This window comes from Arhodomonas sp. KWT2 (genome assembly GCF_041949875.1).
GTDB classification, from domain to species: Bacteria; Pseudomonadota; Gammaproteobacteria; order Nitrococcales; family Nitrococcaceae; genus Arhodomonas; species Arhodomonas aquaeolei.
In genome coordinates this window covers 66,431-90,765 of the sequence record NZ_JBHFPQ010000041.1, presented here as the reverse complement: position 1 = coordinate 90,765, position 24,335 = coordinate 66,431, and the positions used below count along the sequence as shown (strand labels likewise).

Sequence of the window (24,335 nt, the reverse complement as noted above, 5' to 3'; positions counted from 1 at the left end):
GCAGCGTGAACGCTCCCAGGTCAACGACTCCGTGATGACCCGGGAGTCGTGGAAGATCTTCCAGATCATGGCGGAGTTCGTGGAGGGCTTCGAGCGGCTGGCCCGCATCAAGCCGTCGGTGAGCATGTTCGGCTCGGCGCGCACCCCGCCGGACAACCCGCGTTACCGCCTCGCCGAGGACATCGCCCGCGCCCTCTCGGACGCCGGCTTCTCGGTGGTCAGCGGCGGCGGCCCCGGGATCATGGAGGCCGCCAACAAGGGGGCGTTCGCCGGCAAGTCACCGAGCATCGGCCTCAACATCCAGCTGCCGCAGGAGCAGGTAGGCAACCCCTACCAGGACATCGCGCTGAACTTCCGCCACTTCTTCTCGCGGAAGGTGATGTTCGTCAAGTACGCCTCTGCGTACGTGGTCCTGCCCGGCGGCTTTGGCACCCTGGACGAGCTCGCCGAGATCCTCACGCTGGTGCAGACCGGCAAGACCCGGCGGATCCCGATCATCCTGGTCTGTGCCGATTACTGGCGCGGCCTGGTGGACTGGTTCCGGGACAGCCTGATCGCCGAGGGCACCATCAACCCGGACGACATGGATCTGTTCCAGATCATCGACGAGCCGCAGGCCGTGGTGGACGCCATCTTCGACCACTACGAGAATCGCGGCTTCGAGCCGTCCCAGGCGGAGACGGACATCCTCCTCGACCTGTAAACAAGGAGCGCGCATGCGTGCATTCTGGCCCGCCCTGCTGATCGCCGCCGCCGTGTTCGCCGGCGCGGCCCACGCCGCTGACGAGCAGGGCAAATCCAAGCCGAACATCGTCGCCCCGCCGCCGCCGGAGGCGCTGACCAAGGGCGAGGAAATCGAACCGGGCGTGCAGATCATCTCCCGCCCCTGGGCGGAGATCCGCGAGTACAGCGTCAACGGGCGCGTCTACGCGGTGCGTATCGATCCGCGCACGGGCCCCGCCTACTACCTCTACGACAGCAACGGCGACGGCCGCCTCAACGACCGCCCGCCGGAAAACCTGGACGCCCCGGACATCCACCGCTGGGAGCTGCTGCGCTGGTAGACTGCTGCGTTGCAGCTTGACGCCTTGCGGACCGCTCGCTAGCGTTGGCCGCTCGATTGGTCCGACCAGCGCGCGTGCGCCCGCGTGCCGATCCACGACGGGCACGGCTGCTGGCAGCGGGATAACGACAATCGGCGGGGCGTACCCACCCGGTCCACCCGCCAGCAAGGGAGCCTGAATGCGGTTTCTGCTCAGAATCGCCGGGGGGATCGACTGCCTCAACCGCTGGATAGGCCGTGCGGTCTACTGGCTCGCCCTGGCGATGATCCTCATCGGCGTATACAACGCCTCGGTACGCTACCTCGGTTCTTACATCGGCGAGAACCTCGCCTCGAACGCCTACCTCGAGGCGCAGTGGTACCTGTTCGGGATCGTCTTCCTCCTCGGCGCCGGGCACACGCTCTCCAGCGACGGCCACGTCCGCGTGGACGTCCTCTACGGCCGGCTCTCCGAGCGCGGCAAGGCATGGGTGGACTTCCTCGGCAGCGTGCTCTTCCTGATCCCCTTCTGCATGCTCGTGATCTGGCTGTCCACCAAGTGGGCGGCACTGTCCTGGCAGACCTGGGAGAGCTCGGGCAACCCCGGCGGACTGGCCCGCTACCCGATCAAGACGGTGGTACCCGTGGCCTTCGTGCTCCTCCTCCTCCAGGGGTTCTCGCAGGCGGTCAAGTCGGGGGCAGTGCTCACCGGCCACCGCAAACGGCTGTTCGACGACAGCGAAGCGGCCGAGGGTGAGGACGAGGCGACCCACGGGACGGACGTGCCATGATCATTGAGTATTACGCCGGGTTCCTGTTCCTCGTCGCGCTGGTGTTCATCTTCTCCGGCTACCCGGTGGCCTTCGCGCTGGCCGGCGCGGCCATGGCCTTCGTCCCCGTCGGTTTCTGGGCCGACGCCTTCGGACCCAACCTGCTCACCGCCCTGCCCCAGGGGATCTTCTCCATCATGGAGAACTACACCCTGCTGGCGGTGCCGTACTTCATCTTCATGGGCACCATGCTGGAGCGCTCCGGCCTGGCCGAGGACCTGCTCAAGACCATGGGTCAGCTTTTCGGCCCGGTTCGCGGCGGACTCGCACTGTCGGTGATCGTCGTAGGCACGCTGCTCGCCGCGGCCACCGGCGTGGTCGGCGCGACGGTAGTCGCCATGGGCCTGATCTCGCTGCCGGTGATGCTGCGCTACGGCTACTCGCGCAGCCTCTCCACCGGCGTGATCGCAGCGTCGGGCACACTCGGGCAGGTGATCCCGCCGAGCATCGTGCTGATCGTGCTCGCCGACCAGATCGGCGTGTCCGTGGGCGACATGTTCCGCGGCTCGCTGCTGCCCGGCGTGGCACTGGCGTGCATGTACGCGATCTACGCCGGCGCGGTCGCCACCCTGCGGCCGGCGGCGGCGCCGGCGCTGCCGCCGGAGGACCGCCCCGACAATATCCCCGCGCTGCTGCTGCGGGTCGGGTTCGTGATGATCCCGCCGCTGGTGCTGATCGTGGTGGTGCTCGGGACCATCTTCGCGGGCATCGCCACGCCCACCGAGGCGGGCGCGTTCGGTGCGGTCGGCGCGATGGTGCTGGCCGCGCTCAACCGCCGCCTGACCCTGACCGCGCTCAACGGCACCATGCAGTCCACGGCCAAGCTCACCTCCATGGTGATCTTCATCCTGGTGGGCTCGCGGGCGTTCAGCCTGGTGTTCCGGGGCTTCTACGGCGACATGTGGATCGAGGACCTGCTCACCAACCTGCCCGGCGGCGAGATCGGCTTCCTGATCATCGCCAACCTGGTGGTCTTCGGCCTGGGCTTCTTCATCGACTTCTTCGAGATCGCTTTCATCGTGCTGCCGCTGCTGGTGCCGGCAGCCGCCCGGCTGGACATCAATCTGGTCTGGTTCGGCGTGATCATCGCCATGAACCTGCAGACCTCGTTCCTCACGCCGCCGTTCGGGTTCTCGCTGTTCTACCTGCGCGGCGTCACCCCGGCGAACGTGCGCACCACCGAGATCTACCGCGGCGTGGTGCCGTTTATCGCGATACAGATCATCGCCCTGACGCTGGTCATCGTGTTCCCGTCACTGGTGACGTGGCTGGTGCCGTACTCAGGCTACTGACGCGGCCATCCGAGGGGGGTGGCCGCACAACAACCCGACGAGGAGAGCTCTCATGAAACGTCGTGACTTCGTCAAGTCCGCCGGTGCCGGCGCGGTGGCCGGCGCCGCCGCCGTCGGCGCCCCGTACGTCCACGCCCAGGGCCCGCGCATCCGCTGGCGCATGGCCACGAGCTGGCCGACCAGCCTCGAGACCCTCTACGGCGGCGCCGAGGACTTCTGCAAGCGCCTGTCCATGCTCACCGAGGGCCGCTTCGACGTACGCACCTACGCCGCGGGCGAGCTCGTCGGCGGCCTCCAGGTCCTCGACGCCTGCCAGTCCGGCACCGCGGAGATGGGCCACACGGCGTCCTACTACTACGTAGGCAAGGAGCCGACCCTGGCGCTGGACACCGCCATTCCCTTCGGCATGACCACCCGCATGCAGAACGCGTGGATGTACTACGGCGGCGGCAGCGAGCTGCTGAACAACGAGGTCTTCTCGAACTTCAACATCAAGGCCTTCCCCGGCGGCAACACCACCACGCAGATGGGCGGCTGGTTCCGCAAGCGTGTCGACGGCCTGGCCGACCTCAAGGGCCTGAAGATGCGCATCCCCGGCTTCGGCGGCAAGATCATGTCCAGCCTCGGGGTCAACGTGCAGACCCTCGCGGCCGCGGAGATCTATCCGGCGCTGGAGCGCGGCGTGATCGACGCCACCGAGTTCGTCGGCCCCTACGACGACGAGCGTCTGGGCTTCTGGCAGGTCGCCAAGAACTACTACTATCCGTCCTGGTGGGAGCCGAGCGCCATGTTCTCGATCTACGTGAACAAGGACGCCTACGACAAGCTCCCGGACTCCTACAAGGAGGCGATCCGGATCGCGGCGGCCGACTCCAACGTGCGCATGGTCGCCCACTACGACTATCTCAACCCCATCGCGCTCAACAAGCTCGTCGAGCGGGGCGTGAAGCTGCGCAAGTTCAGCGACGAGATCATGGCGGCGGCGCAGAAGAACGCCTTCGAGATGTACGAGGGCATGGCCGCGGAGAACAAGACCTGGGCCAAGGTCTACAAGCACTGGAAGGACTTCCGCGACAGCCAGTACGCCTGGCACGGCACCAACGAGCTCGCCTACACGGACTTCGCACTGCGCCGTGTCGACACCTCCAAGCTCGGCCTGGAGACCGACGACTCCTGAGCCACGCCCCCGGCGGGGCCCCTTGCGGGCCCCGCCGCCTGCCTTCCCGCCCCTCACTCCGGCACCCCCTCCCATTGATGGTTGACTTTGGCTGCACACGCGGCCAGTTTTATGTGTAACCAATCACGGCGACTAATTGTCGACCAGATTGAAAGAATAATAGAGACAACCTGTCACCCAGAGAGACAACAATTGTGCGCCGCACCCGCGGCCACCGGAGGAGAGCCATGAACGCCCGCGTACCCCGCAACGGGATTACCACTCCCTGTTCGCCATGTTCCGAACCATTCCCGGACCACAACTGGGGACAACATGGCATGCATCATGCTTACTTTTACGGGCAGACCTCGTAGACAACTGGACGAACGCACTGAAACGGGCACACTAACGGATGGCTGCACCAGCCGTGGGCACCCGTATCACCAGTGCGGGGCATAACGGGGCACGAAACGGGGAGCACACTCGATCATGAATGCAACGGCGCATGACGCCGCGGACCGGCCCGTGATACCGCGTCTGGAGCTGGAGGGCGTGACCAAGCGCTTCCCGGGCGTGGTGGCCAACGAGGACGTCGACCTCCGGGTGATGCCCGGGGAGATCCACGCACTGCTGGGCGAGAACGGCGCCGGCAAGAGCACGCTGGTGAAGTGCATGTACGGCGTTCACCAGCCCGACGAAGGCCGCATCCACTGGGAGGGCGACCCGGTTACCATCGCCACCCCGGCGCAGGCGCGCCACCTGGGCATCGGCATGGTCTTCCAGCACTTCTCGCTGTTCGAGACCCTGACCATCGCCGAGAACATCGCCCTGGGCCTCGAGGACGTGAACGATGATCCGCGCAACCTCGACGACCGCATCGTAGAGGTCTCCGAGCTGTATGGCCTGCCGCTGGACCCGCGACGCACCGTGCTCAAGCTCTCCGTGGGCGAGCGCCAGCGCGTGGAGATCGTGCGCTGCCTGCTCCAGCACCCCGGACTGCTGATCATGGACGAGCCCACCTCGGTGCTCACGCCGACCGAGATCGAGCGGCTGTTCACGACCCTGCGCCAGCTCCGTGACGAGGGCATCAGCATCCTCTACATCAGTCACAAGCTCGCCGAGATCCAGCAGCTCTGCGAGTCGGCGACGGTACTCCGCCACGGGCGCGTCTCCGCCCACTGCGACCCCCGCGAGGAGACGCCGCACTCACTCGCGGAGATGATGATCGGCAGCGAAATCCCCCGCGCCGAGCGTCCGGCGAGTACCCCCACACCGGCGCCGGTGCTCCGCCTCGACGGGCTCTCACGACCCACCGACGACCCCTTCGGCGTGAGCCTGGTGGACATGAACCTGGACGTGCACGGCGGCGAGGTCATGGGTATCGCCGGGGTGTCCGGCAACGGCCAGGCGGAGCTGATGCGGCTGCTCTCCGGCGAGGACACCAGCGGGGATCCCACCCGCATCCGCCTCGGCGACGAGGCCGTGGGCGGCCTCGACCCCGCCGAGCGCCGCCGCCGCGGTATCGCCTTCGTGCCGGAGGAACGTCTCGGCCGAGGCTCCGTGCCGGACATGGACCTGGTGGAGAACACCCTGCTCACCGGCGCCTACCAGGGTCTTGTGGGACGAGGCTTCATCCGTTTCGCCCGTGCCCGGCAGCTGGCCGAACGCATCCGCGAGCGCTTCGACGTGCGCACGCCGAGCGTGGATGCCCAGGCGCGCAGCCTCTCCGGCGGCAACCTGCAGAAGTTCATCGTCGGCCGCGAGATCGAGCAGCACCCGCGGGTACTGATCGCGGGCCAGCCCACCTGGGGCGTGGACGTGGGCGCCGCCGCGGCCATCCACCAGGCGCTGGTGGACCTGCGCGCGCAGGGCTGCGCCCTGCTGGTCTTCTCCGAGGACCTGGACGAGCTCTTCGAGATCAGCGACCGGGTGGCGGTGATCTTCAACGGCCACCTGTCGCCGGCGAAACCGGTGGCGGAGACGTCCTACGAGGAGGTCGGCCGCTGGATGGGCGGACTGTTCCCGGGCGCGGACGGCGGCTCGACGCGGGAGGGCGCGCATGATGTCGCTTAAGTTCGAGAAACGCCCCGAGCCCTCCCGGGCCATGCTCTACGCGGCGCCGCTGATCGCCGGCGCGCTGACCCTCGCCTTCGGGCTGGTGATCTTCGCCGCCCTCGGCAAGGCCCCGCTCAACGCCTTCTACGTGTTCTTCATCCAGCCCGTGAACAGCCTCTACGGGCTCGGTGAGCTCACCATCAAGGCCGCACCGCTGATCCTGATCGCCGCGGGCCTGACCGTGGGCTTCCGCGCCGGTGTGTGGAATATCGGCGCCGAGGGCCAGCTGGTGCTCGGCGGCATCTGCGGCGGTACCGTGGCGCTGGTCTTCCACGGCGTCGACGCCTGGTGGGTGCTGCCGCTCATGCTCCTCGCCGGCACCCTCGGCGGCATGGCCTGGGCGGCGATCCCCGCGCTGCTGCGCACGCGCTTCAACACCAGCGAGATCCTGGTCAGCCTGATGCTGGTCTACGTCGCCGAGCTGCTGCTGGTCTACCTGGTCAACGGGCCGCTTCAGAACCCGGAGGGCTTCGGCTTCCCCGAGTCCCGGCTGTTCAGCGAGTCCGCCACCTGGTCGCCACTGATCGAGGGCATCCGCATGAACCCCTCGTTCCTGATCGCCCTGGGTGCGCTTGTGGGCCTGTACTTCCTGCTCTCGCGGCTGTATCTGGGCTTCCAGATCCGCACCGCCGGGCTGGCGCCGGACGCCGCCCACTACGCCGGCATCAACGCCTCGCGCATGACCTGGCTGAGCCTGCTCATCGGTGGCGGCGCCGCCGGGCTCGCCGGCGTCAACGAGGTCGCCGGCCCCATCGGCCAGCTGCTGCCGGACATCTCGCCGGAGTACGGCTTCGCCGCCATCATCGTCGCCTACCTCGGGCGGCTGCACCCGGTGGGCATCCTGTTCGCCGGGCTGCTCATGGCACTGATCTACCTCGGCGGCGAGAGTGCGCAGATCGCACTGCAGGTGCCGGATTCCGTTACCGGTGTGTTCCAGGGGATGCTGCTGTTCTTCATCCTCGCCGTGGACTTTTTCGTGAATTTCCGCCTACGCATGGCCCGGCGCAGTCAGGAGGGGACGAACTGATGGAGATCGCGGGCTTCAACATCGTCACCTGGCTTGCGGCGACGCTGGTCATGGGCACGCCGCTGGTGCTCGCCGGCCTCGGCGAGTTCCTCGCCGAGAAGACCGGGGTGCTCAACCTCGGCACCGAGGGCATGATGCTGGTGGGGGCGGTGAGCGGCTTCATCGCCTTCGTCGAGACCGACAGCCAGATTGCCGGCTTCGCCGTGTCCATGCTCGCCGGGGCGGCGATGGCATCGCTGTTCGCGCTGCTCACCCAGACCTTCCGCGCCAACCAGGTCGCCTCCGGACTCGCGCTGACCATCTTCGGCGTCGGCCTGTCGGCGTTCATGGGCCGGCCCTACGAGGGCGAAGGCATCCAGGGCCTGGCCAAGCTGCACATCCCGCTGCTCTCCGACATCCCGGTGCTCGGGCCGATCCTCTTTCAGCAGGACCCGATGGTCTACCTCAGCATCGCGATCGGCGCGGCGGTGATCTATTTCACCTACCATACCCGGGCAGGGCTGGTGATGCGCGCGGTGGGCGAGTCACCGGAATCGGCACACGCGATGGGCTACCGGGTGATCGGCATCCGCTACCTGGCGGTGCTCTCCGGCGGTGCCCTGGCCGGGCTCGGCGGGGCGTACATGTCGCTGGTCGAGCCCCACCTCTGGGTGGAGGGGCTGGTCGCCGGGCGCGGCTGGATCGCGGTGGCGCTGGTGGTCTTCGCCTCCTGGCGCCCGGGGCGCGTGATGGCGGGGGCCTACCTGTTCGGCGGCATCACGCGGCTGGGCTTCGAGCTGCAGGGGCTGGGCGTGCCCATCCCCTCGCAGGCGCTCTCCAGCCTGCCCTATATCGCGACCATCGTGGTACTGGTCATACTCTCGCGGGACCGGACGAAGCTGCGGCTCAACCGCCCGGCCTCGCTCACCAAACCGTTCTTCGCCACCGGCTGACGGCGGTGCCGCGGCCGACGACGCATCATCAGGAGGGCAATCCATGCGACACGGCAGACTCAAACGGGCGCTGCTCGCGCTCACCACCGGGCTGACCGCGGCGGCATTCTCCACAGCCACGCTGGCCGCCTCGGACGGCATCGACCTGAAACCCAAGGACCACATCAAGGTGGGCTTCGTCTACGTCAGCCCCATCGGTGACGCGGGCTGGTCGTACCAGCACGACCAGGGCCGCAAGGCCATGGAGGAGCGGCTGGGCGACAAGGTCACCACCCAGTTCGTGGAGAACGTGCCCGAGGGCGCGGACGCCGAGCGCGTGATCCGCCAGCTCGCCTCCGGCGGCGCGGACCTCATCTTCACCACCTCGTTCGGCTACATGAACCCGACGATCAAGGTCGCCAAGCGGTTCCCGAACACGGTCTTCGAGCACGCCACCGGCTACAAGCGGGCCAAGAACGTCGGCACCTACATGCCCCGGCTCTACGAGGGCCGCTACCTCGCGGGCATGATCGCCGGCGAGATGACCGAGACAAACAAACTCGGCTTCGTCGCCGCCTTCCCGATCCCGGAGGTCGTCCGCGCGATCAACGCCTTCACCCGCGGCGCCCGTTCGGTGAACCCGGACGCGACGGTCAACGTCATCTGGATCAACGCCTGGTACGACCCGGCCAAGGCCCGCCAGGCGGCGGAGACCCTGATGGATCAGGGCGCGGACGTGGTGACCCACCACACCGACTCCCATGCGGTGGTGCAGGCCGCCGCGGAGCGGGACAAGTACGCCATCGCCTACCACTCGGACATGTCCAAGTACGGCGGCGACAGCCAGCTCACCGCGGTGGTCCACCAGTGGGGCGATTTCTACACCAAGCGCGCCCGCGAGGTGCTCAACGGCACCTGGACCTCCCGCGACGTCTGGGGCGGCATCGCCTCGGGCATGGTCGACCTCGCCGAGCTCAGCAGCGACGTCCCGGATGACGTACGCCAGGAGGTGATGAAGGCCCGGGAGGCGATCGTCAACGGCGAGCTCCAGCCCTTCGGCGGCCCGGTGGTCGCGAAGGACGGCAGCGTCAAGGCGAAGGAGGGCGAAACCCTCTCCGACGAGGCACTGCTGAAGATGGACTACTACGTCGAGGGCGTCGCCTCCAAGCTGCCCAAGAAGTAGCCCCCACGGGGACGGGGTCTACCCCCGTCCCCGCTGTCCCTTCCGTACCCGCCGTGCCCCCGCATCCGGCGACCGGGCACGGCACCGCCTTGAGAAGGTCAGGCCCAGGCTCCAGGCAATCCCTCATCGGAAATCCGGTCGGGACAAGGGCAGTAGCCCACCGCCGGGAAAAGCCGCCCGCCGCGCTCAGCAGGCCTGGAGGTTGGCGAAGGAGGCCACCAGCCACTTGGTGCCGGCGGTGTCGAAGTGCACCTGCACCCGCGCCCCGGGGCCGCTGCCCTCGTAGCTGAGCACGGTGCCCTCGCCGAACTTGCGGTGACTCACGCGCTGGCCGAGGTCGAACCCCCCATCCGCGTCGTCGTCGGCCGAGGCGGCAACCGGGCGCTGCACGGCACCGGGGCCGGTCACGGAGAAACGCGCGCGGACCATCTCGGTGAGTTCCGGGGGCAGCTCGCCGACGAAGCGCGACGGCAGGGTGTACTCGTCGCGCCCGTGCAGGCGGCGGCGCTCGGCGTGGCTGAGGAACAGCCGCTCGCGGGCGCGGGTCACGCCCACGTAGGCGAGGCGCCGTTCCTCCTCCAGCCGCCCGGGCTCGTCCATGGACATGCGGTGGGGGAACAGCCCCTCCTCCATGCCGGCGAGGAAGACCACCCGGAACTCCAGGCCCTTGGCGGAGTGCAGGGTCATGAGCTGGACGCAGGCCTCGCCGTCGTCGCCCTGCCCCTCGCCGGCCTCGAGGGCGGCGTGGGCCAGGAACGCGGTGATCGGCGGCATGTCCTCGGCGATCTCGCCCTCCTGCTCGAAGGTGCGCGCCGCGCTGATCAGCTCGTCCAGGTTCTCCAGCCGGTCCCGGGCGCGCTCGGAGCCCTCCTTCTCCAGCGCGCCGCGCAGGCCGCTGACGTCGAGCACCGTCTCCACCTGGTCCGGCAGGGACTGCCCGGCGGTGCGCGCAGCGAGATCGTCCACCAGCTCGATGAACGAGGACACGGACCGTGCCGCGCGGGCCGACAGCCCACCGGGCCCGGTGACCCCGCGGGCCGCCTCCCACAGGCTGATCCCCTGGGTGCGTGCGGCCGTGCGGATGGCCTCGACGGTGCGCGCGCCGATGCCCCGCGCCGGGGTGTTGATCACCCGCTCCAGCGAGGCGTCGTCGTGGCGGTTGTCCACCAGCCGCAGGTAGGCCAGCGCATCCTTGATCTCGGCGCGCTCGAAGAACCGCAGCCCGCCATAGACGCGATAGGTCACGCGGTTGCCGATCAGCGCCTCCTCGAAGGTGCGGGACTGGGCGTTGGAGCGGTAGAGGATGGCGAAGTCGCTGCGGGAGTAGCCCTCCTCCTCGGTCATCGCACGGATGCGCTCCACGACGAAGCGCGCCTCGTCCTGCTCGTTGAACGCGGCATACACGCTGATCGGATGGCCCTGGCCGCCATCCGTCCACAGCGACTTGCCCAGGCGATCGCTGTTGTGGGCGATGAGATGGTTGGCGGCGTCCAGGATCGTGCGCGTGGAGCGGTAGTTCTGCTCCAGGCGCAGCACCTGCGTGTCCGGGTAGTCGCGCTGGTAGCGCTGCAGGTTCTCCACCCGCGCGCCGCGCCAGCCGTAGATGGACTGGTCGTCGTCACCGACGACGAACACGTCCGCATCCTCGGCGGCGATCAGGCGCAGCCAGTCGTACTGGATGCCGTTGGTGTCCTGGAACTCGTCGATGAGCACGTGGCGGAAGCGCCGCCGGTAGTGATCGAGCAGCTCCGGGTGGGCGCGCCACATCTCGCAGCAGCGCAGCAGCAGCTCCGGGAAGTCCACCACGCCGGCGGACCGGCAGGCCGAGTCGTAGGCGCCATAAAGCTCGACCAGGGTCGCGGTGTAGGCGTCGTCGGTGTCGAGCTCACCGGCACGCCGGCCCTCGTCCTTGCGGGCGTTGATGTAGCCCTGGACCTGGCGCACCGGATAGCGCTTGTCGTCGACGCCGGCGTCGCGCATCACGCGCTTGACCAGCCGGCGCTGGTCCTCGCTGTCGAGGATCTGGAAGCCCTTGGGCAGGCCGGCCTCCTCGGCGTGCAGCCGCAGCAGCCGGTGAGCGATGCCATGGAAGGTGCCTACCCACATGCCACCGCCGCTAATGCCGAGCAGCGACTCGATGCGCCCGCGCATCTCCGCGGCCGCCTTGTTGGTGAAGGTCACCGCCAGGATGGACCAGGGCGAGGCGCCGTGGACCCGCACCAGCCACGCCGCGCGGTGGGTGAGCACGCGGGTCTTGCCGCTGCCGGCGCCGGCGAGCACCAGGGCGTGGCCGAGGGGGGCACCCACCGCCTCGCGCTGGGCGTCGTTGAGGGGGGCGAGCAGATCCGAGATGTCGTCGTCGAGGGCGTCCATGCCCGCGGATTGTATCAGAGCGGGGACCCGCGTCGGCTCACCCGGCAAGCTCAACCGCTTCCCCGGAAAGCTCGTGGACCGCCTCCAGGCCGTGGATCACCTCGGCGATGGCGCGGATGGTGGGCTCGCGGGCCGAGCCCTTGCGCCAGTACAGCGCCATCTCCCGCGTCGGGCGGGCGTCGACGAACGAGCGCAGCACCACCGCGTTGCTGTCCGGCTGGCCGACGGCGGCCTTGGCCGCCAGGGCCGGGAGCAGGGTGATGCCGGCACCGGCGGCGACCATCTGCCGCAGGGTCTCCATGCTCGTGGCGCGGAACCCGGCGTCCTCGCGGGCGCCGACCATGTTGCAGACATCCAGCGCCTGGTCGCGCAGGCAGTGCCCCTCCTCCAGCAGGAGGATGTGCTCGGACTCGATGTCACCCAGCGAGACCTCCGGCTTGCGCGCCAGTGGATGATCGTGGGGCATCGCCAGATAGAACGGCTCGTGGAACAGGCTCGCGTGCAGGAGCCCCTCGCCGGGGACCGGCACCGCCATCACCGCCGCGTCGAGCTCGCCGCGACGCAGGCGCTCCAGCAGATCCGCCGTCTGCTGCTCGTAGAGCAGCGGGCGCAGGTTCGGATAGGTACTGCGCAGGGCCGGGATGAGGTGGGGCAGCAGGTACGGACCGATGGTCGGTATCAGTCCCAGGCGCAGGTCCCCGACCATCGGATCACCAGCGGCGCGGGCACTGTCGACGATGTCCGAGACCTCGTTGAGCACGTGACGGGCCCGCTCGGCGATCATCTTGCCGATCGGGGTGAGCATGACCTGCTTGTTGGTCCGCTCCACGAGCTGGACGCCGAGGTACTGCTCCAGCTTCTTGATCTGGGTACTCAGCGTCGGCTGACTCACGTAGCAGGCGGCGGCGGCCCGGCCGAAGTGTCGATGGTCGGCAACGGCCACCAGGTAGCGCAGGTCGCGGAAATTGATATGGACCATCTCACTCCCGTCAATCAAAACCCATTTATACAATTGACAGAAGCAATTATATCCCCTGGAGACGGGGCTGCCTAGGCATGCGTGCAATGGCGCATCCCCGCCTGTCGCCCGCGCCGCCGGACGGGCCGGGAGACGCCCATGACGGCCGCGGAAACGTTACCCAGACGCCCGGCTAGCCGCCGCTCTCCTCTTCCTCTGCGGGGGCGGCGGCACCGGGGTAGTCCGGATGGCCGAGGACGTAGCGCACGAGCTGGGAGACATTGGCCACGCCCATCTTGTGCAGCACCCGGGCACGATGGATCTCCACCGTGCGGGTGGAGCAGTCGAGCTCGCGGGCGACGATCTTGTTGACCTTGCCCTCGACGAGCCGGTCCATGACCTCGCGCTCCCGCGGCGTGAGCTGGGCGAGCCGCCGCTCGATGCCCCGGATACGCTCGCGCTCGCTGCGCCGGTGCTCATCCTCGACGAGGGCCCGGTCGACACAGTCGAGCACGGCCATCTCGCTGAACGGCTTCTCCAGGAAATCCAGCGCACCGGCACTGACCGCGCGCACGGCCATGGGGATGTCGCCATGCCCGGAAATGAAGATCACCGGCAGCGTATAGCCGCGGCTGTCGAGCTCCTGCTGGGCGGTGAGGCCGTTCATCCCCGGCAGGCGGACATCCAGGATGAGGCAGCCCCGCCGCTCCGGGCCGCAACCGGCAAGAAATGCGTCGGCACTGGCCCACGCCTCCACCGGCCGTCCTGCGGCGGTGAGCAGCATCGCCAGCGCGTCGCGCACGTCCGGGTCGTCGTCGACCACGAACACCGTCGGTACCGCCGGGCCCTCAGCCATCGGAATCCCTCCCTCCTGCCGCCGGCAGGTCGAAACTGAAAAGGCAGCCGCCACCGGGTCGGTCCTCGAAGCGTAGCTCACCACCATGATGCCGGATGATCGAGCGCGATACCGACAACCCGAGGCCCATGCCCTCGCCGCCACCGCTGACGAAGGGCTCGAACAGGGCGTCGCGCAGGCGCACCGGAATCCCCGGGCCGGTGTCCATCACCGTGACCTCCACCCGCCCGTCCGCGCGGCGCGCGGTGGTCACCTCCAGGCGACGCCGGGCCTCCGGCATCCCGGCCAGTGCCTCCACGGCGTTACGCACGAGGTTCACCAGCACCTGATGGATCTGCACCGTCGCCACACGGACGTCAGGCACGTCCGGATCGAGGCGCAGGCGCAGGGTTACGCCGCCCTGGCGCACCGCCGCCGCAGTTAGCGCCAGGCCCTCGCGGACCAGCGTGTTGGTGGAGACGCGCTCGCTCTCGGGCTCACCGCCGCGCACGAAATTGCGCATCTGACGGATGATCCCGCCGGCACGACGGGCGTTGTCGTCCAGCCGTTCCAGCGCCCGGACCAGGGTCGGGTCCGTGTCTTTGCCGGCCAGCCGGCGGGCGGCCTGGGCGTAGGTGGCAATGGCGCACAGCGGCTGGTTGAGCTCGTGGGCCAGCCCCGCCGCCATCTCCCCCATCGCACTGACCCGACCGGCGTGGGCGAGCTCGTCGAGATAGGCCCGGGCACGCTCCTCGGCCTGACGGCGCCCGGCGATGGAGGCGGCGAGCAGCAGCCCGGTGAGGCTGACCATGGCGAGGTGGGCGTGCAGGGCCAGCAACTCCTGGCTCAGCGCACCGTGGGCGAAGGGCCCCGAGTCCATGGCGGTGAAGCCCGCGGCGATGGCGGCGTGGAACAGCAGCAGCCACACCGTGAGCGCCGGCCCCAGGCGCATCGCCGCCCAGATCACCAGCGGGAAGATCAGGTAGGACAGCGGCCGCCCGAGCATGGCGTCCGGCGGCAGCCACTCGCCGTAGACCACCACGGCGGCGAGCAGCGTCAGCACGGCGATCACCCCCGCCTCCAGCCAGCCGCGCCGGCCGAGCCCCCGCGGCCGCGACACCAGCAGCGCCGGCGCGAGCAGGAGGATCCCCATCAGGTCCGCAACCCAGCAAAGCCACCACAGCGAGGGGAATCCCGGCCAGCGCGCGATGCCCGCGAGCCAGAGCACGCCGGCGCCGAACAGCGAGCTCGCGATGCTGGACGGCAGTGCGCCGGCGAGCAGGAAGCCGAGCACGTCAGACGGCCGGTCCATGGCGAAGCCGATCCGTGCCCGGGCGACGAGCGCCGCACCGAGCCACGCCGCCAGGCCCATGCCGAGCGCGACTGCCACCGAGGCCGTCAGGTCGTGGCCCGACTCCAGATGGGCGGCCAGCGCCCCCAGGGCGGCACCGGCGGCAGCGAGGGGGCCGAACCGGCAGGCCAGGGCGAGGGCCACCCCGGCAGCGGGCCAGAGCAGGCTCACGCCGGCCCGCTCGATGAGGAAGACCATCCCCACGCGGGCAGCCAGCCAGTAGGCGAAGGCCGGCACCAGCACGGCTGCCGCGCCCCGCAGCAGCGTCTGCGCGGAGGCCGATACGAGGCCCGGGAATGGAATACGATGCAGGGTCATCCGGGCAGTCTAGCCAGCGCCCCCCGGGCGGCCAATACGGGATCCCCGCAACAGGGTTCGAGAACCCCCTTCCGTGCGGGAAAAGCGCGCGATCATGTGGGCTTTCGTCGCGAAAACCCCGTTAACGGTGTTTTCGTTGTCCTCCTATCGGATCATTGCTTGAACCTCACCCCACCTTCTATAGAATGAGACGTGTCATGATCGCAGGAGGGCGCACGCGGCGACCGGGTCCCCGGCAATCGCCCGGCGTAGCGCCCGCCGGAACCCCCGGACGGGTTTGCGGGCGTACCACGATCCGGCTGCATGCCACTTCAGGACACCGCGGGGAAATCACCGGGACATGTCGCAGACCTCACCAGCCGCGTCCGCGGACTCGCTCCCCGGCCTCCTGCGCGCGCTGCCCCGCGAGGGCACCCGCACCACCGTCATCATCCTGCTGCTGGCCGCCTGTGCATCGCTGTTCATCGTCCTGGACGGCGGCCCCCCGAGTGCGGTGGCGCACTTCATGTACGCGCCCATCCTGCTGGCGGCATATGCCCATGGCGCCCGCGCCGGTGTGGTCACCGGCGTGCTGACGGGGCTGCTGGCCGGGCCGGTACTGGGGGTCGGGATCGGCGAAATCCAACGCTCCGCGGGTGAGCTGGCACTGCACTGGAGCGTGCGCACGCTCTGGTTCGCCGCCGTCGGCGGACTGGTCGGCTACGCGGTGCACCAGACCCGGGTCCAGGCGGAACGGCTCACGGACCTGCGCTTTCGCGACCCGCTCTCGTCGCTGCCAAACCTCGCCGCGATACGCCGCCATCTCAACCGCCTGAGCCGCCGCCGCAGCGCGGACGACAGTGACCGCGTGACCGTGATCGCGCTGCGGGTCCAGAACCACGACAAGCTGGTGGAGACCTTCGGCCACCGCAACACCGCACTGGTGTTCCGCACCTTCGCCGACTCCCTGCGCAAGCGTTTCGGCGCCGGGCTTTTCGTGGGCCGCAGCGGACCGGACCGGATGACGATCATCCACGACGGCGCCGGCGGCGTGACCCGCCGGGAGCTGATGGCCGAGATCGACCGCCTCGCCCGTTCGCCGGTGGAGCTGGACGGTGTGCCGGTATTCCTCGACATCGCCACAGGCATTGCCCGGGAGCGAACCGCCGATACGGATCCGGCCGAGCTGGTCTCCAAGGCCGACGTCGCCGCCAACCGCGCGGTGGCCGAAGGCTCGGAGGTCGCGGTCTACAACTACCGCAAGGAGTCGGACTTCCAGCGCAGCCTCAAGCTCCTCGGCGAGGTGGAGCGGGCGATCGCGGACAACGAATTCCGGCTGGTCTTCCAGCCGAGCCTGGACCTGCGCACCCGGCGACTGCGCGGCGCTGAGGCACTGGCACGCTGGCAGCACCCGGAGCGCGGGCTGGTCAGCCCCGGGACGTTCATCCCGATGATCGAGCAGACCCGGATGGTCGACACCTTCACCCGCTGGACCGTGGAGCGCTCTCTCACCCAGCTCGCCGAATGGCACGCCAACGGCACAAACGCCTCGGTGGCGGTGAACCTCTCGGCGCGCAACCTCAACAGCGACGAGCTGCTGCGCTTCATCAACGACCGCCTGGTGAACCTCGGGATCGACCCGCGCGGCCTGGAGCTGGAGATCACCGAGCGCTCGCTGCTCAACGTGAAGGGCTCCCGGCTCAAGCAGCTGGAGGCGCTGCGCGAGGCGGGTGTCGGTATCGCCGTGGACGACTTCGGCACCGGCTACGCCTCGCTCGCCTACCTCCGCTCGCTGCCCATCACCACCCTCAAGCTGGACCGCTCATTCATCACGGGCATGCCCAACCAGCCTTACGACTTCGCGCTCGTGCGGCGCATCATCCAGATGGCCCACGATCTCGGCCTGGAGGTGGTGGGCGAGGGCGTCGAGGACGCGAGGACCCTCATTCAGCTGCGCCGCCTCGACTGCGATGCCGCGCAGGGCTTCTACATCGCCCGGCCGGTGGAGGCGGCACAGGCCGAGCAGCTGATGCGCGAGGGCTGGCCCAAGGGCCACATACTCGACGCCGGCGACCCCGACGTCCCCGACACCCCGGCATGAGCCAGGAGGCCCGCATCGCCGTCATCGACCTCACCCACTGCGACCGCGAACCCATCCACGTACCCGAACAGATCCAGCCTTTCGGCCTGATGCTGGTCAGCGACGGCCGAAGCGGACGCATCACCCGCGTCAGCGCCAACACCGACGCCTGGCTGGACACCCCGCCGGAGACCTGCCTGAACCGTCCACTGGCCGAGCTCACCGGCAAGCCGCTGGCCGAAACGATCCGTGAGGCCGCGCGGGGGCTCGATACGGGTCACCGTGTGACCAGCGGCACGCTGACCCCCGGGCGCACGGGAGAGCGGGCGGTCTCGGTGACCGTCCACCGGGTCGGCGACGAAGTGGTCGCGGAGATGGAGCCGGACAGCCCCATCGAGCTTTCCCGGTCGCTGCTGCAGCACCAGGTCTCTGCCATATCGCGTACCAGCAAGGCAGCCGGCTCGGACGAGCTGCTGACTCTGGCCGTGGAGGAGATCGCGGCGGCCACCGGCTACATGCGCGTGCTCGCCTACCGCTTCGACGACGCATGGAACGGTGACGTGGTGGCCGAGACCACCAACGGTGTACCGCCGCGCTTCGAGGGCCATCACTTCCCCCATACGGATATCCCGGCCCAGGCCCGGGCGCTCTACCGGCGCAACCGCATCCGCGTAATCCCGGATATCGAATACACCCCAACGGCGCTGGTCACCGGCACCGACCAGCCGCTGGATATGAGCGACTGCCTGCTGCGCTCGGTCTCCCCGGTGCACCTGGAGTACCTGCGCAACATGGGAGTGACGGCGACACTGGTGATGTCGCTGCTGGTCGAAGGCGAGCTCTGGGGCATGATCGTCTGCCAGTCCGATACCCCCAAGACCATGCCGCAGCCGCTGCGGCAATTCTGCGACACCCTGGCACGGATGCTCGGGCTGCAGATCGAGTCGCATCTGCGCCGCGAGATCGATGCCGAGACCGTGGCGGCCGCCGAGGAGATCGATGCCCTGCGCGCGCTGCTTCAGGCCGGCACCGACCTCCCCTCGGCACTGCGCTCGCGCAGCGAGCGCCTGCTCGGGGCGTTCCACAGCCGCTCGCTGATCCTCCACATCGCGGATAACCGGACCGTGCTCGGCGAGCAGATTGCCGCGGCGACGGAGCGGCGGATCGTGGACCACGCCGCCACACCGGAGGCCGACCGGATCGCCTGCGCCGATCACCTTGCTCCGGAGATCCGGCCGGAGGGCACCGAGGACAGCTGGATCGCCGGCTACATGTACCTGCCGATCTCACGGGACGGCGAGGACTACTGCCTGTGGCTGCGCGGCGAGAACCCGTTCTCCATCCCCTGGGCCGGCAACCCCGAGAAAACCGGCACGGACGAGGGACATGACCCGGCATCGCGACTTACCCCGCGACGCTCCTTCGAGCTGTGGCTGGAAGAGGTTCGTGGCACGAGCGAGGCCTGGCGCATCCCCCAGCGACGCGCGGCGTACCGCTTCCGCGAGCTGCTGCGTATGCAGCTCGCCAGCGAATACCGCGCTGCACGCATCCGCGAGCGCACCCTGCGGCGCATGGCCACCCACGACGACCTCACCGAGCTGCCCAACCGCACGCTGGTGATGGACCGGCTGCGCAAGGCCACCGACGAGGCGCAGCGCGACGGCACCGCCGTGCTGTGCCTGTTCATCGACCTCGACGGCTTCAAGCCCGTGAACGACGCCTACGGCCACGGCGTCGGCGACGAGGTACTGAAGATCCTGGCGGAACGACTCGCCGAGACCCTGCGCGGGTCGGACTCCGTTGGCCGGGTCGGCGGCGACGAGTTCGTCGTGGTCGCACGGGTGAACACCCATCGCCGCTGGCGCCACGCCGGGGAGGTGCTTGCCGAGCGCGTCATCGACCTGGCCGCCCGGCCGGTGACCGTCGACGAGGTCACTCACGCCGTGGGCTGCAGCATCGGCATCGCGGTGTTCCCCGAAATCGACGCCTCGCCGGAGGCGCTGATGCAGCAGGCCGACCAGGCGATGTACGCCGCCAAGGGCAGCGGCGGCAACACCTACCGTTTCGCCGACGGTAGCGCTTGAAAGGACGGGCCCCGCGCACCGGCTGCCAGCGTCTTCCGGCCGCGGCGCGGTAAACGCGACCACCGCCCGCCCCGGCGCACCGACACATCCGCCCTCCGGTCCACGGATGCAATGACCCGCCGGATCGCCCTGCGGCCCTGGCGTGACGGGCCTCGTCCGCCGGGCCGACGCGGTCTCCCGGGCGGCGCCCGATGGCCCCACCCCGTCGGCCCACCCGAATAGTCCGGGATTGAACTAAATGTACAAATAACTCATAATGCTGTACAAGAATTTTACAACCACAGTAAGAGAACACCGGCCGTCCGGTGGCGCACCCGCTTTCGGCAGCGTTGCGGCCCCGGTCACCGTGGAAATACGTCTATGCCTATCAGCGCCCGCCTCCCCGGTATCACCACCGCCGCGTATCGTGAATACGTCGCGAGCCTCGAGGAAGAATCCCGGCGCCTGCGTGCAGAACGCCGGGCGATGGAGACCGCCATGGGTGTCGTGCACTTCGACCTCCGCGGCCGGATCACCCACGCCAACCAGCGCTTTGCGGAAATCCTCGGCTATGCCGACCCGGATTCGCTCCAGGGCGTGCCCCACCAGCGTTTCTGCGACGCGCAGTACGCGGCGAGCGCCGACTACGAGGCATTCTGGGCGGCCCTGCGCCGCGGCGATCCCCAGCAGGGGCGGGTACGACGCCTCGATGCGCAAGGCCGGACGGTATGGCTGGAGGCGTCGTACAACCCGGTGATGGACGACGACGGACAGACGGCGAGCGTGATCAAGATCGCCAGCGACATCACCGAACGGGTCAACAAGGGCATTCGGGACCGCGCGATCATCGGCGCCCTGGACCGGGTGATGGCGGTCGCGGAGTTCACCGTCGACGGCACCCTGCGCAAGGCCAACGAGAACTTCCGCCGGCTCATGGGGTATGACGCCGGCAGCATCGAGGGCGTCCATCACCGCGAGTTCTGCCCCCCGGAGTTCGCCGGCAGTGACGACTATGCAGCGTTCTGGAAGCGGCTCCGCGCCGGTGAATACTATGCCGACCGGGTGCAGCGGCGCGCCCGTGACGGCAGTGCACGCTGGCTGCAGGCGAGCTACAACCCGGTCTTCGACGACGAGCAACGGGTGGTCGGGGTGATCAAGTTCGCCACCGACATCACCGACGAGGTCCACCGCCAGGAGGCGGAGCGGGAGAGTGCGGCCTACGCCCTCGACGTCTCGCGCCAGAGCGCGGAGCGCTCGCGGGCGGGGGTGGAGACGGTGAACCGCTCGCTGGAGGAAACCCGACGGATGTCGGAACGCATCGAGCAGGCCGGCAGAGAGGCCGAAGGGCTCGACGAGCACGCCGAGCGGATCTCGGCGATCGTGGCTGCGGTACGCGGCGTCGCTGACCAGACCAACCTGCTGGCGCTCAACGCCGCCATCGAGGCGGCACGGGCCGGGGACGCCGGCCGCGGCTTCTCCGTCGTCGCCGACGAGGTGCGCAAGCTCGCGGAGCGCACTGCCAGCGAGACCACCGAGATCACCAGCATGGTCGCGGACGTGCAGCGACGCACCCGCGATTTCGTCGCCCAGATGGAGGGCCTGCTCGAGCATGTCCGCCAGGGCGTGGCGCTGACGCGGGAGACCGGTGAGACCATGGAGGAGGTCAACCGCTACGCGGAATCGGTGGTCGAGGCAGCCGGCCGGGTCAGCGAGATCCGCACCTGAGCACCGTCAGCGCCCCTTCGCGTCCAGCCGGCGCTCCACCACCCGGGCCAGCGCCGCCGAGGCATCGGCGATGCGCTGCGGCGTGACCGTGGCGTAGCCGAGCACCAGGCCCGGCCGCGCCGCGGCGGTATCGTGATAATACAGCGACAGCGGCCGGGCGACGATCCCCTCGGAGAGGGCGTCCCGGGAGACACGCTCGTCGTCCAGTGCCTCCCGGAAGTGATAGGTCAGGTGGATGCCGCCCTGCCCGCCGCTCACGCTCACCGCGTCACCGAGGCGCGTTTCCAGGGACGTCCGCAGCGCCTCCTGTCGCTCGGCATAGATCTGGCGCATGCGCCGTATGTGCGCGGAGAAGCGGCCGCTCTCGATGAACTCCGCGAGCGCGGCCTGCTCCACCAGACGCCCCTCGCGGAAGAGCTCCGCATTGGCCGTGGACAACGGCTCCACCAGCTCCGGCGGCACCACCAGGTACGCCAGCCGCAGCCCGGGATACATCACCTTGCTGAAGGTCCCGACGTAGATCACCCGATTCGTCGACGACAACCCGTACAGCGACGCGATGGGCTCGCGGTTGTAGCGCAGCTCGTTGTCGTAGTCGTCCTCGATGATCCAGGCGTCCGCCGCCGAGGCCTGCTCCAGCAGCAGCCGCCGGCGGCCCAGGCTCAGCACCGCGCCGGTGGGGAGCTGGTAGGACGGTGAGGTGAAGATCAGCCGCGGCGGACGCCGCCAGTCCGATGGCTGCGGGGCGATGCCGTCCGCGTCCACCGGGATCGCCCGCAGGCGCAGGCCGGCGGCGCGCAGCACGTTGCGCGCGCCCCAGTAGCCCGGGTCCTCCATCCACGCCTCGTCGCCGGGGTCGGCGAGCATGCGCGCGCACAGGTCGAGCCCCTGGTGGGCACCGCCGACGATGAGGATCTGGCGCGGGTCGCAGCTGATCATCCGCGAGACCTTCAGGTGCTCGGCGAGCACCGCCTTGAGCGGCCCGTAGCCACCGGAGGCGTACTGCATCAGCCGGGAGTGATCACTGTTCATGTAGCGGCCGAGCAGCCGTCGCCAGACCCGGAAAGGGAACGCGGCGACATCGGGGATGCCGGGCACGAAGGCCCCGGACTGGAGTGTGCTGCTCGCCGGATGCGCGGCGATATCGGCACCCCGCCGGGATAACCCCGGGGCATGCCCCGCCTCGCGGCGTGGCGGGGCCGGCACGCTGGGCGCATCCCGCGGCAGGGTATCGGTGACGAAGGTGCCCGCCCCGGTGTGTCCACGCACATAGCCTTCCGCCTCCAGCTGCTCGTAGGCCCGCATCACGGTATTGCGCGCCAGCCCGAGTTCCCGGGCGAGCGTCCGGGTCGCCGGCAGCTTGGCGCCGGGGGCCAGACGTTCCTCCAGGATCGCCTGGCGCAGGGCGGCGTAGACCCGCCGGCGCACCGGCAGCCGGGTCCACTCGGTGCGCTGCTGCATGTACTGCAGGAGGAGGTCGCTGAGGAGCATGGGCACCGCCGTCGCAGATTGGCTCCCTGCATCGTACCCGATTGGCTCCTATACGGGGACCAAAAATCGGTTCTAATCGTGGGGGTACAGGCAGACGTGGGCCCTGACGGTCCACGCACACGGAGGACCAAGGACCATGCGAGAGCTCGGCGACCCGGCGCTGTTCCGGGAGCAGGCCTACATCGACGGCGTCTGGGTGGACGCCGATGCCGCCGCGACCCTGGCGGTGGACGACCCTGCCACCGGCGAGACCCTGGGGAACGTGCCGCTCATGGGCGCCGCCGAAACCCGCCGGGCCATCGAGGCGGCGGACCGGGCATGGCCCGCCTGGCGGGCGCTCACCGCCAGCGAGCGCGCGGCGCGCCTGCGGGAGTGGCACCGTCTGGTGCTCGCCCACCGCGACGATCTCGCCCGGATCATGACCCGCGAGTGCGGCAAGCCGCTGGGCGAGGCCCGCGGCGAGGTCGCCTACGCCGCGTCGTTCATCGAATGGTTCGCCGAGGAGGGCCGCCGCGCCTACGGCGAGCTGATCCCATCCCCCGCCGCAGACCGGCGCATCGCCGCGACCCGGGAGCCGGTGGGTGTCTCCGCGGCGATCACGCCCTGGAACTTCCCGGCGGCGATGATCACGCGCAAGGTCGCGCCGGCACTGGCCGCGGGCTGCCCAGCGGTGGTCAAGCCCGCCGAGGTCACGCCGTTCACCGCGCTGGCGCTGGCAGAGCTGGCCGACCGCGCGGGCATCCCGGCCGGGGTGTTCAATGTGGTCACCGGCGAGCCCCAGGCGATCGGCGGCGAGCTCTGCGCCAACCCCACCGTACGCAAGCTCTCGTTTACGGGCTCCACCGCCGTCGGCCGCCACCTCATGGCCCAGTGCGCGGACACCGTGAAGAAGGTCTCGCTGGAGCTCGGCGGCAATGCACCCTTCATCGTCTTCGACGACGCCGACCTGGAGGCCGCGGTCCGCGGCGCGATGGACTCCAAGTTCCGCAATGCCGGCCAGACCTGCGTGTGCGCGAACCGCATACTGGTGCAGTCCGGCATCCACGACGCCTTCGTCGAGCGCCTCGCCGAGGTGATGGAATCGGAGCTGAGCGTGGGCAACGGCCTCACCGACGGCATCAACCAGGGGCCGCTGATCAACGACGCCGCGGTGGAGAAGGTGACCGCCCTGGTGGCCGACGCCACCGCCCAGGGTGCACGGACGCTCACCGGGGGCGCGCGCCACGCCGGCGGCGGCCGCTTCTTCCAGCCGACCCTGCTCGCCGACGTGAACACCGGCATGCGCCTCGCCCGCGAGGAGATCTTCGGACCCGTGGCCCCGGTATTCCGCTTCACCACCGAGGACCAGGCGGTGGCGATGGCGAACGACACCGAGTACGGCCTCGCCGCCTACTTCTACAGCCGCGACGCGGCCCGCACCTGGCGCGTCTCCGAGGCCCTGGAATACGGCATGGTCGGCATCAACACCGGCCTGCTGTCCGCGGCCGAGGCGCCGTTCGGCGGCATGAAGGCCTCCGGCCTCGGGCGCGAGGGCGCCCGCCAGGGCCTGGAGGAGTACCTGGAGACCAAGTACCTCTGCCTCGGCGGCATCGCCTGAGGCCACACA

General features: G+C 69.4%; 18 protein-coding genes. 13 read left to right on the top strand and 5 right to left on the bottom strand.

Features of this window, described 5'->3' with window-relative positions:
* The first annotated feature begins 34 nt into the window (after positions 1–34).
* The 9 genes from ACEZHJ_RS08905 (at position 35) to ACEZHJ_RS08865 (ending at position 9,556) form a co-directional block, all read left to right on the top strand.
* Positions 35–703 (top strand): TIGR00730 family Rossman fold protein, encoded by a 669-nt coding sequence (locus ACEZHJ_RS08905; RefSeq protein ID WP_051088200.1) that lies wholly within the window; start codon positions 35–37, stop codon positions 701–703.
* Positions 704–716: 13 nt separating this feature from the next.
* Positions 717–1,064 carry a DUF2782 domain-containing protein gene (locus ACEZHJ_RS08900; RefSeq protein ID WP_018717502.1) on the top strand — a complete coding sequence of 116 codons (348 nt, stop codon included), beginning with the start codon at positions 717–719 and terminating at the stop codon, positions 1,062–1,064.
* Positions 1,065–1,242: 178 nt separating this feature from the next.
* On the top strand, positions 1,243–1,833 hold the full coding sequence (locus tag ACEZHJ_RS08895) for a TRAP transporter small permease subunit (protein ID WP_018717501.1): 591 nt from the start codon (positions 1,243–1,245) through the stop codon (positions 1,831–1,833).
* The gene (locus ACEZHJ_RS08890) at positions 1,830–3,164 is read left to right on the top strand and encodes a TRAP transporter large permease subunit (RefSeq protein WP_018717500.1); all 1,335 of its coding nucleotides are present in this window, start codon (positions 1,830–1,832) and stop codon (positions 3,162–3,164) included. The genes ACEZHJ_RS08895 and ACEZHJ_RS08890 overlap by 4 nt, the downstream gene beginning before the upstream one ends.
* Positions 3,165–3,216: 52 nt before the next feature.
* Positions 3,217–4,341 carry a TRAP transporter substrate-binding protein gene (locus ACEZHJ_RS08885; RefSeq protein WP_018717499.1) on the top strand — a complete coding sequence of 375 codons (1,125 nt, stop codon included), beginning with the start codon at positions 3,217–3,219 and terminating at the stop codon, positions 4,339–4,341.
* A 468-nt stretch (positions 4,342–4,809) separates the two neighbouring features.
* Positions 4,810–6,393, top strand: a complete 1,584-nt coding sequence (locus ACEZHJ_RS08880) for an ABC transporter ATP-binding protein (RefSeq protein WP_018717498.1) — start codon at positions 4,810–4,812, stop codon at positions 6,391–6,393.
* Positions 6,380–7,462, top strand: coding sequence for an ABC transporter permease (locus tag ACEZHJ_RS08875; protein WP_018717497.1), 1,083 nt, complete (start codon positions 6,380–6,382; stop codon positions 7,460–7,462). The genes ACEZHJ_RS08880 and ACEZHJ_RS08875 overlap by 14 nt, the downstream gene beginning before the upstream one ends.
* The gene (locus ACEZHJ_RS08870) at positions 7,462–8,394 is read left to right on the top strand and encodes an ABC transporter permease (RefSeq protein WP_018717496.1); all 933 of its coding nucleotides are present in this window, start codon (positions 7,462–7,464) and stop codon (positions 8,392–8,394) included. Before ACEZHJ_RS08875 ends, ACEZHJ_RS08870 begins: the two co-directional genes overlap by 1 nt.
* Before the next feature lie 43 nt (positions 8,395–8,437).
* Positions 8,438–9,556: a BMP family ABC transporter substrate-binding protein gene (locus ACEZHJ_RS08865; protein ID WP_018717495.1), complete on the top strand. Its 1,119-nt coding sequence runs from the start codon at positions 8,438–8,440 to the stop codon at positions 9,554–9,556.
* 186 nt (positions 9,557–9,742) lie between these two features.
* Here the strand turns inward: ACEZHJ_RS08865 and uvrD are convergent, their stop codons facing one another.
* The 4 genes from uvrD to ACEZHJ_RS08845 all read right to left on the bottom strand — a co-directional run bounded on the left by uvrD (position 9,743) and on the right by ACEZHJ_RS08845 (position 15,391).
* Positions 9,743–11,929 (bottom strand): DNA helicase II, encoded by a 2,187-nt coding sequence (gene uvrD, locus ACEZHJ_RS08860; RefSeq protein WP_375036444.1) that lies wholly within the window; start codon positions 11,927–11,929, stop codon positions 9,743–9,745.
* A gap of 37 nt (positions 11,930–11,966) precedes the next feature.
* On the bottom strand, positions 11,967–12,908 hold the full coding sequence (locus ACEZHJ_RS08855) for a LysR substrate-binding domain-containing protein (RefSeq protein WP_018717493.1): 942 nt from the start codon (positions 12,906–12,908) through the stop codon (positions 11,967–11,969).
* 172 nt (positions 12,909–13,080) lie between these two features.
* A complete protein-coding gene (locus ACEZHJ_RS08850; RefSeq protein WP_163139713.1) occupies positions 13,081–13,743 on the bottom strand; it encodes a response regulator transcription factor in 663 nt (220 codons plus the stop codon).
* Positions 13,736–15,391, bottom strand: coding sequence for an ATP-binding protein (locus ACEZHJ_RS08845; protein WP_259202142.1), 1,656 nt, complete (start codon positions 15,389–15,391; stop codon positions 13,736–13,738). Before ACEZHJ_RS08845 ends, ACEZHJ_RS08850 begins: the two co-directional genes overlap by 8 nt.
* Positions 15,392–15,731: 340 nt before the next feature.
* Here ACEZHJ_RS08845 and ACEZHJ_RS08840 point away from each other — a divergent pair, with 340 nt between their 5' ends.
* From ACEZHJ_RS08840 to ACEZHJ_RS08830, 3 genes are all read left to right on the top strand, one after another.
* The gene (locus ACEZHJ_RS08840) at positions 15,732–17,471 is read left to right on the top strand and encodes a bifunctional diguanylate cyclase/phosphodiesterase (protein WP_163139711.1); all 1,740 of its coding nucleotides are present in this window, start codon (positions 15,732–15,734) and stop codon (positions 17,469–17,471) included.
* Positions 17,468–19,534: a sensor domain-containing diguanylate cyclase gene (locus ACEZHJ_RS08835; RefSeq protein ID WP_163139709.1), complete on the top strand. Its 2,067-nt coding sequence runs from the start codon at positions 17,468–17,470 to the stop codon at positions 19,532–19,534. Before ACEZHJ_RS08840 ends, ACEZHJ_RS08835 begins: the two co-directional genes overlap by 4 nt.
* A gap of 360 nt (positions 19,535–19,894) precedes the next feature.
* Entirely contained in the window at positions 19,895–21,238 is a 1,344-nt protein-coding gene (locus ACEZHJ_RS08830) for a methyl-accepting chemotaxis protein (RefSeq protein WP_163139707.1), read from the top strand.
* A gap of 6 nt (positions 21,239–21,244) precedes the next feature.
* Here ACEZHJ_RS08830 and ACEZHJ_RS08825 read toward each other — a convergent pair whose 3' ends face one another.
* Positions 21,245–22,729 (bottom strand): PLP-dependent aminotransferase family protein, encoded by a 1,485-nt coding sequence (locus ACEZHJ_RS08825; RefSeq protein ID WP_259202144.1) that lies wholly within the window; start codon positions 22,727–22,729, stop codon positions 21,245–21,247.
* 136 nt (positions 22,730–22,865) lie between these two features.
* On the opposite strand from ACEZHJ_RS08825, the gene ACEZHJ_RS08820 reads away from it, so the two are divergent.
* On the top strand, positions 22,866–24,326 hold the full coding sequence (locus ACEZHJ_RS08820; RefSeq protein WP_018717486.1) for an NAD-dependent succinate-semialdehyde dehydrogenase: 1,461 nt from the start codon (positions 22,866–22,868) through the stop codon (positions 24,324–24,326).
* Positions 24,327–24,335: the final 9 nt, after the last annotated feature.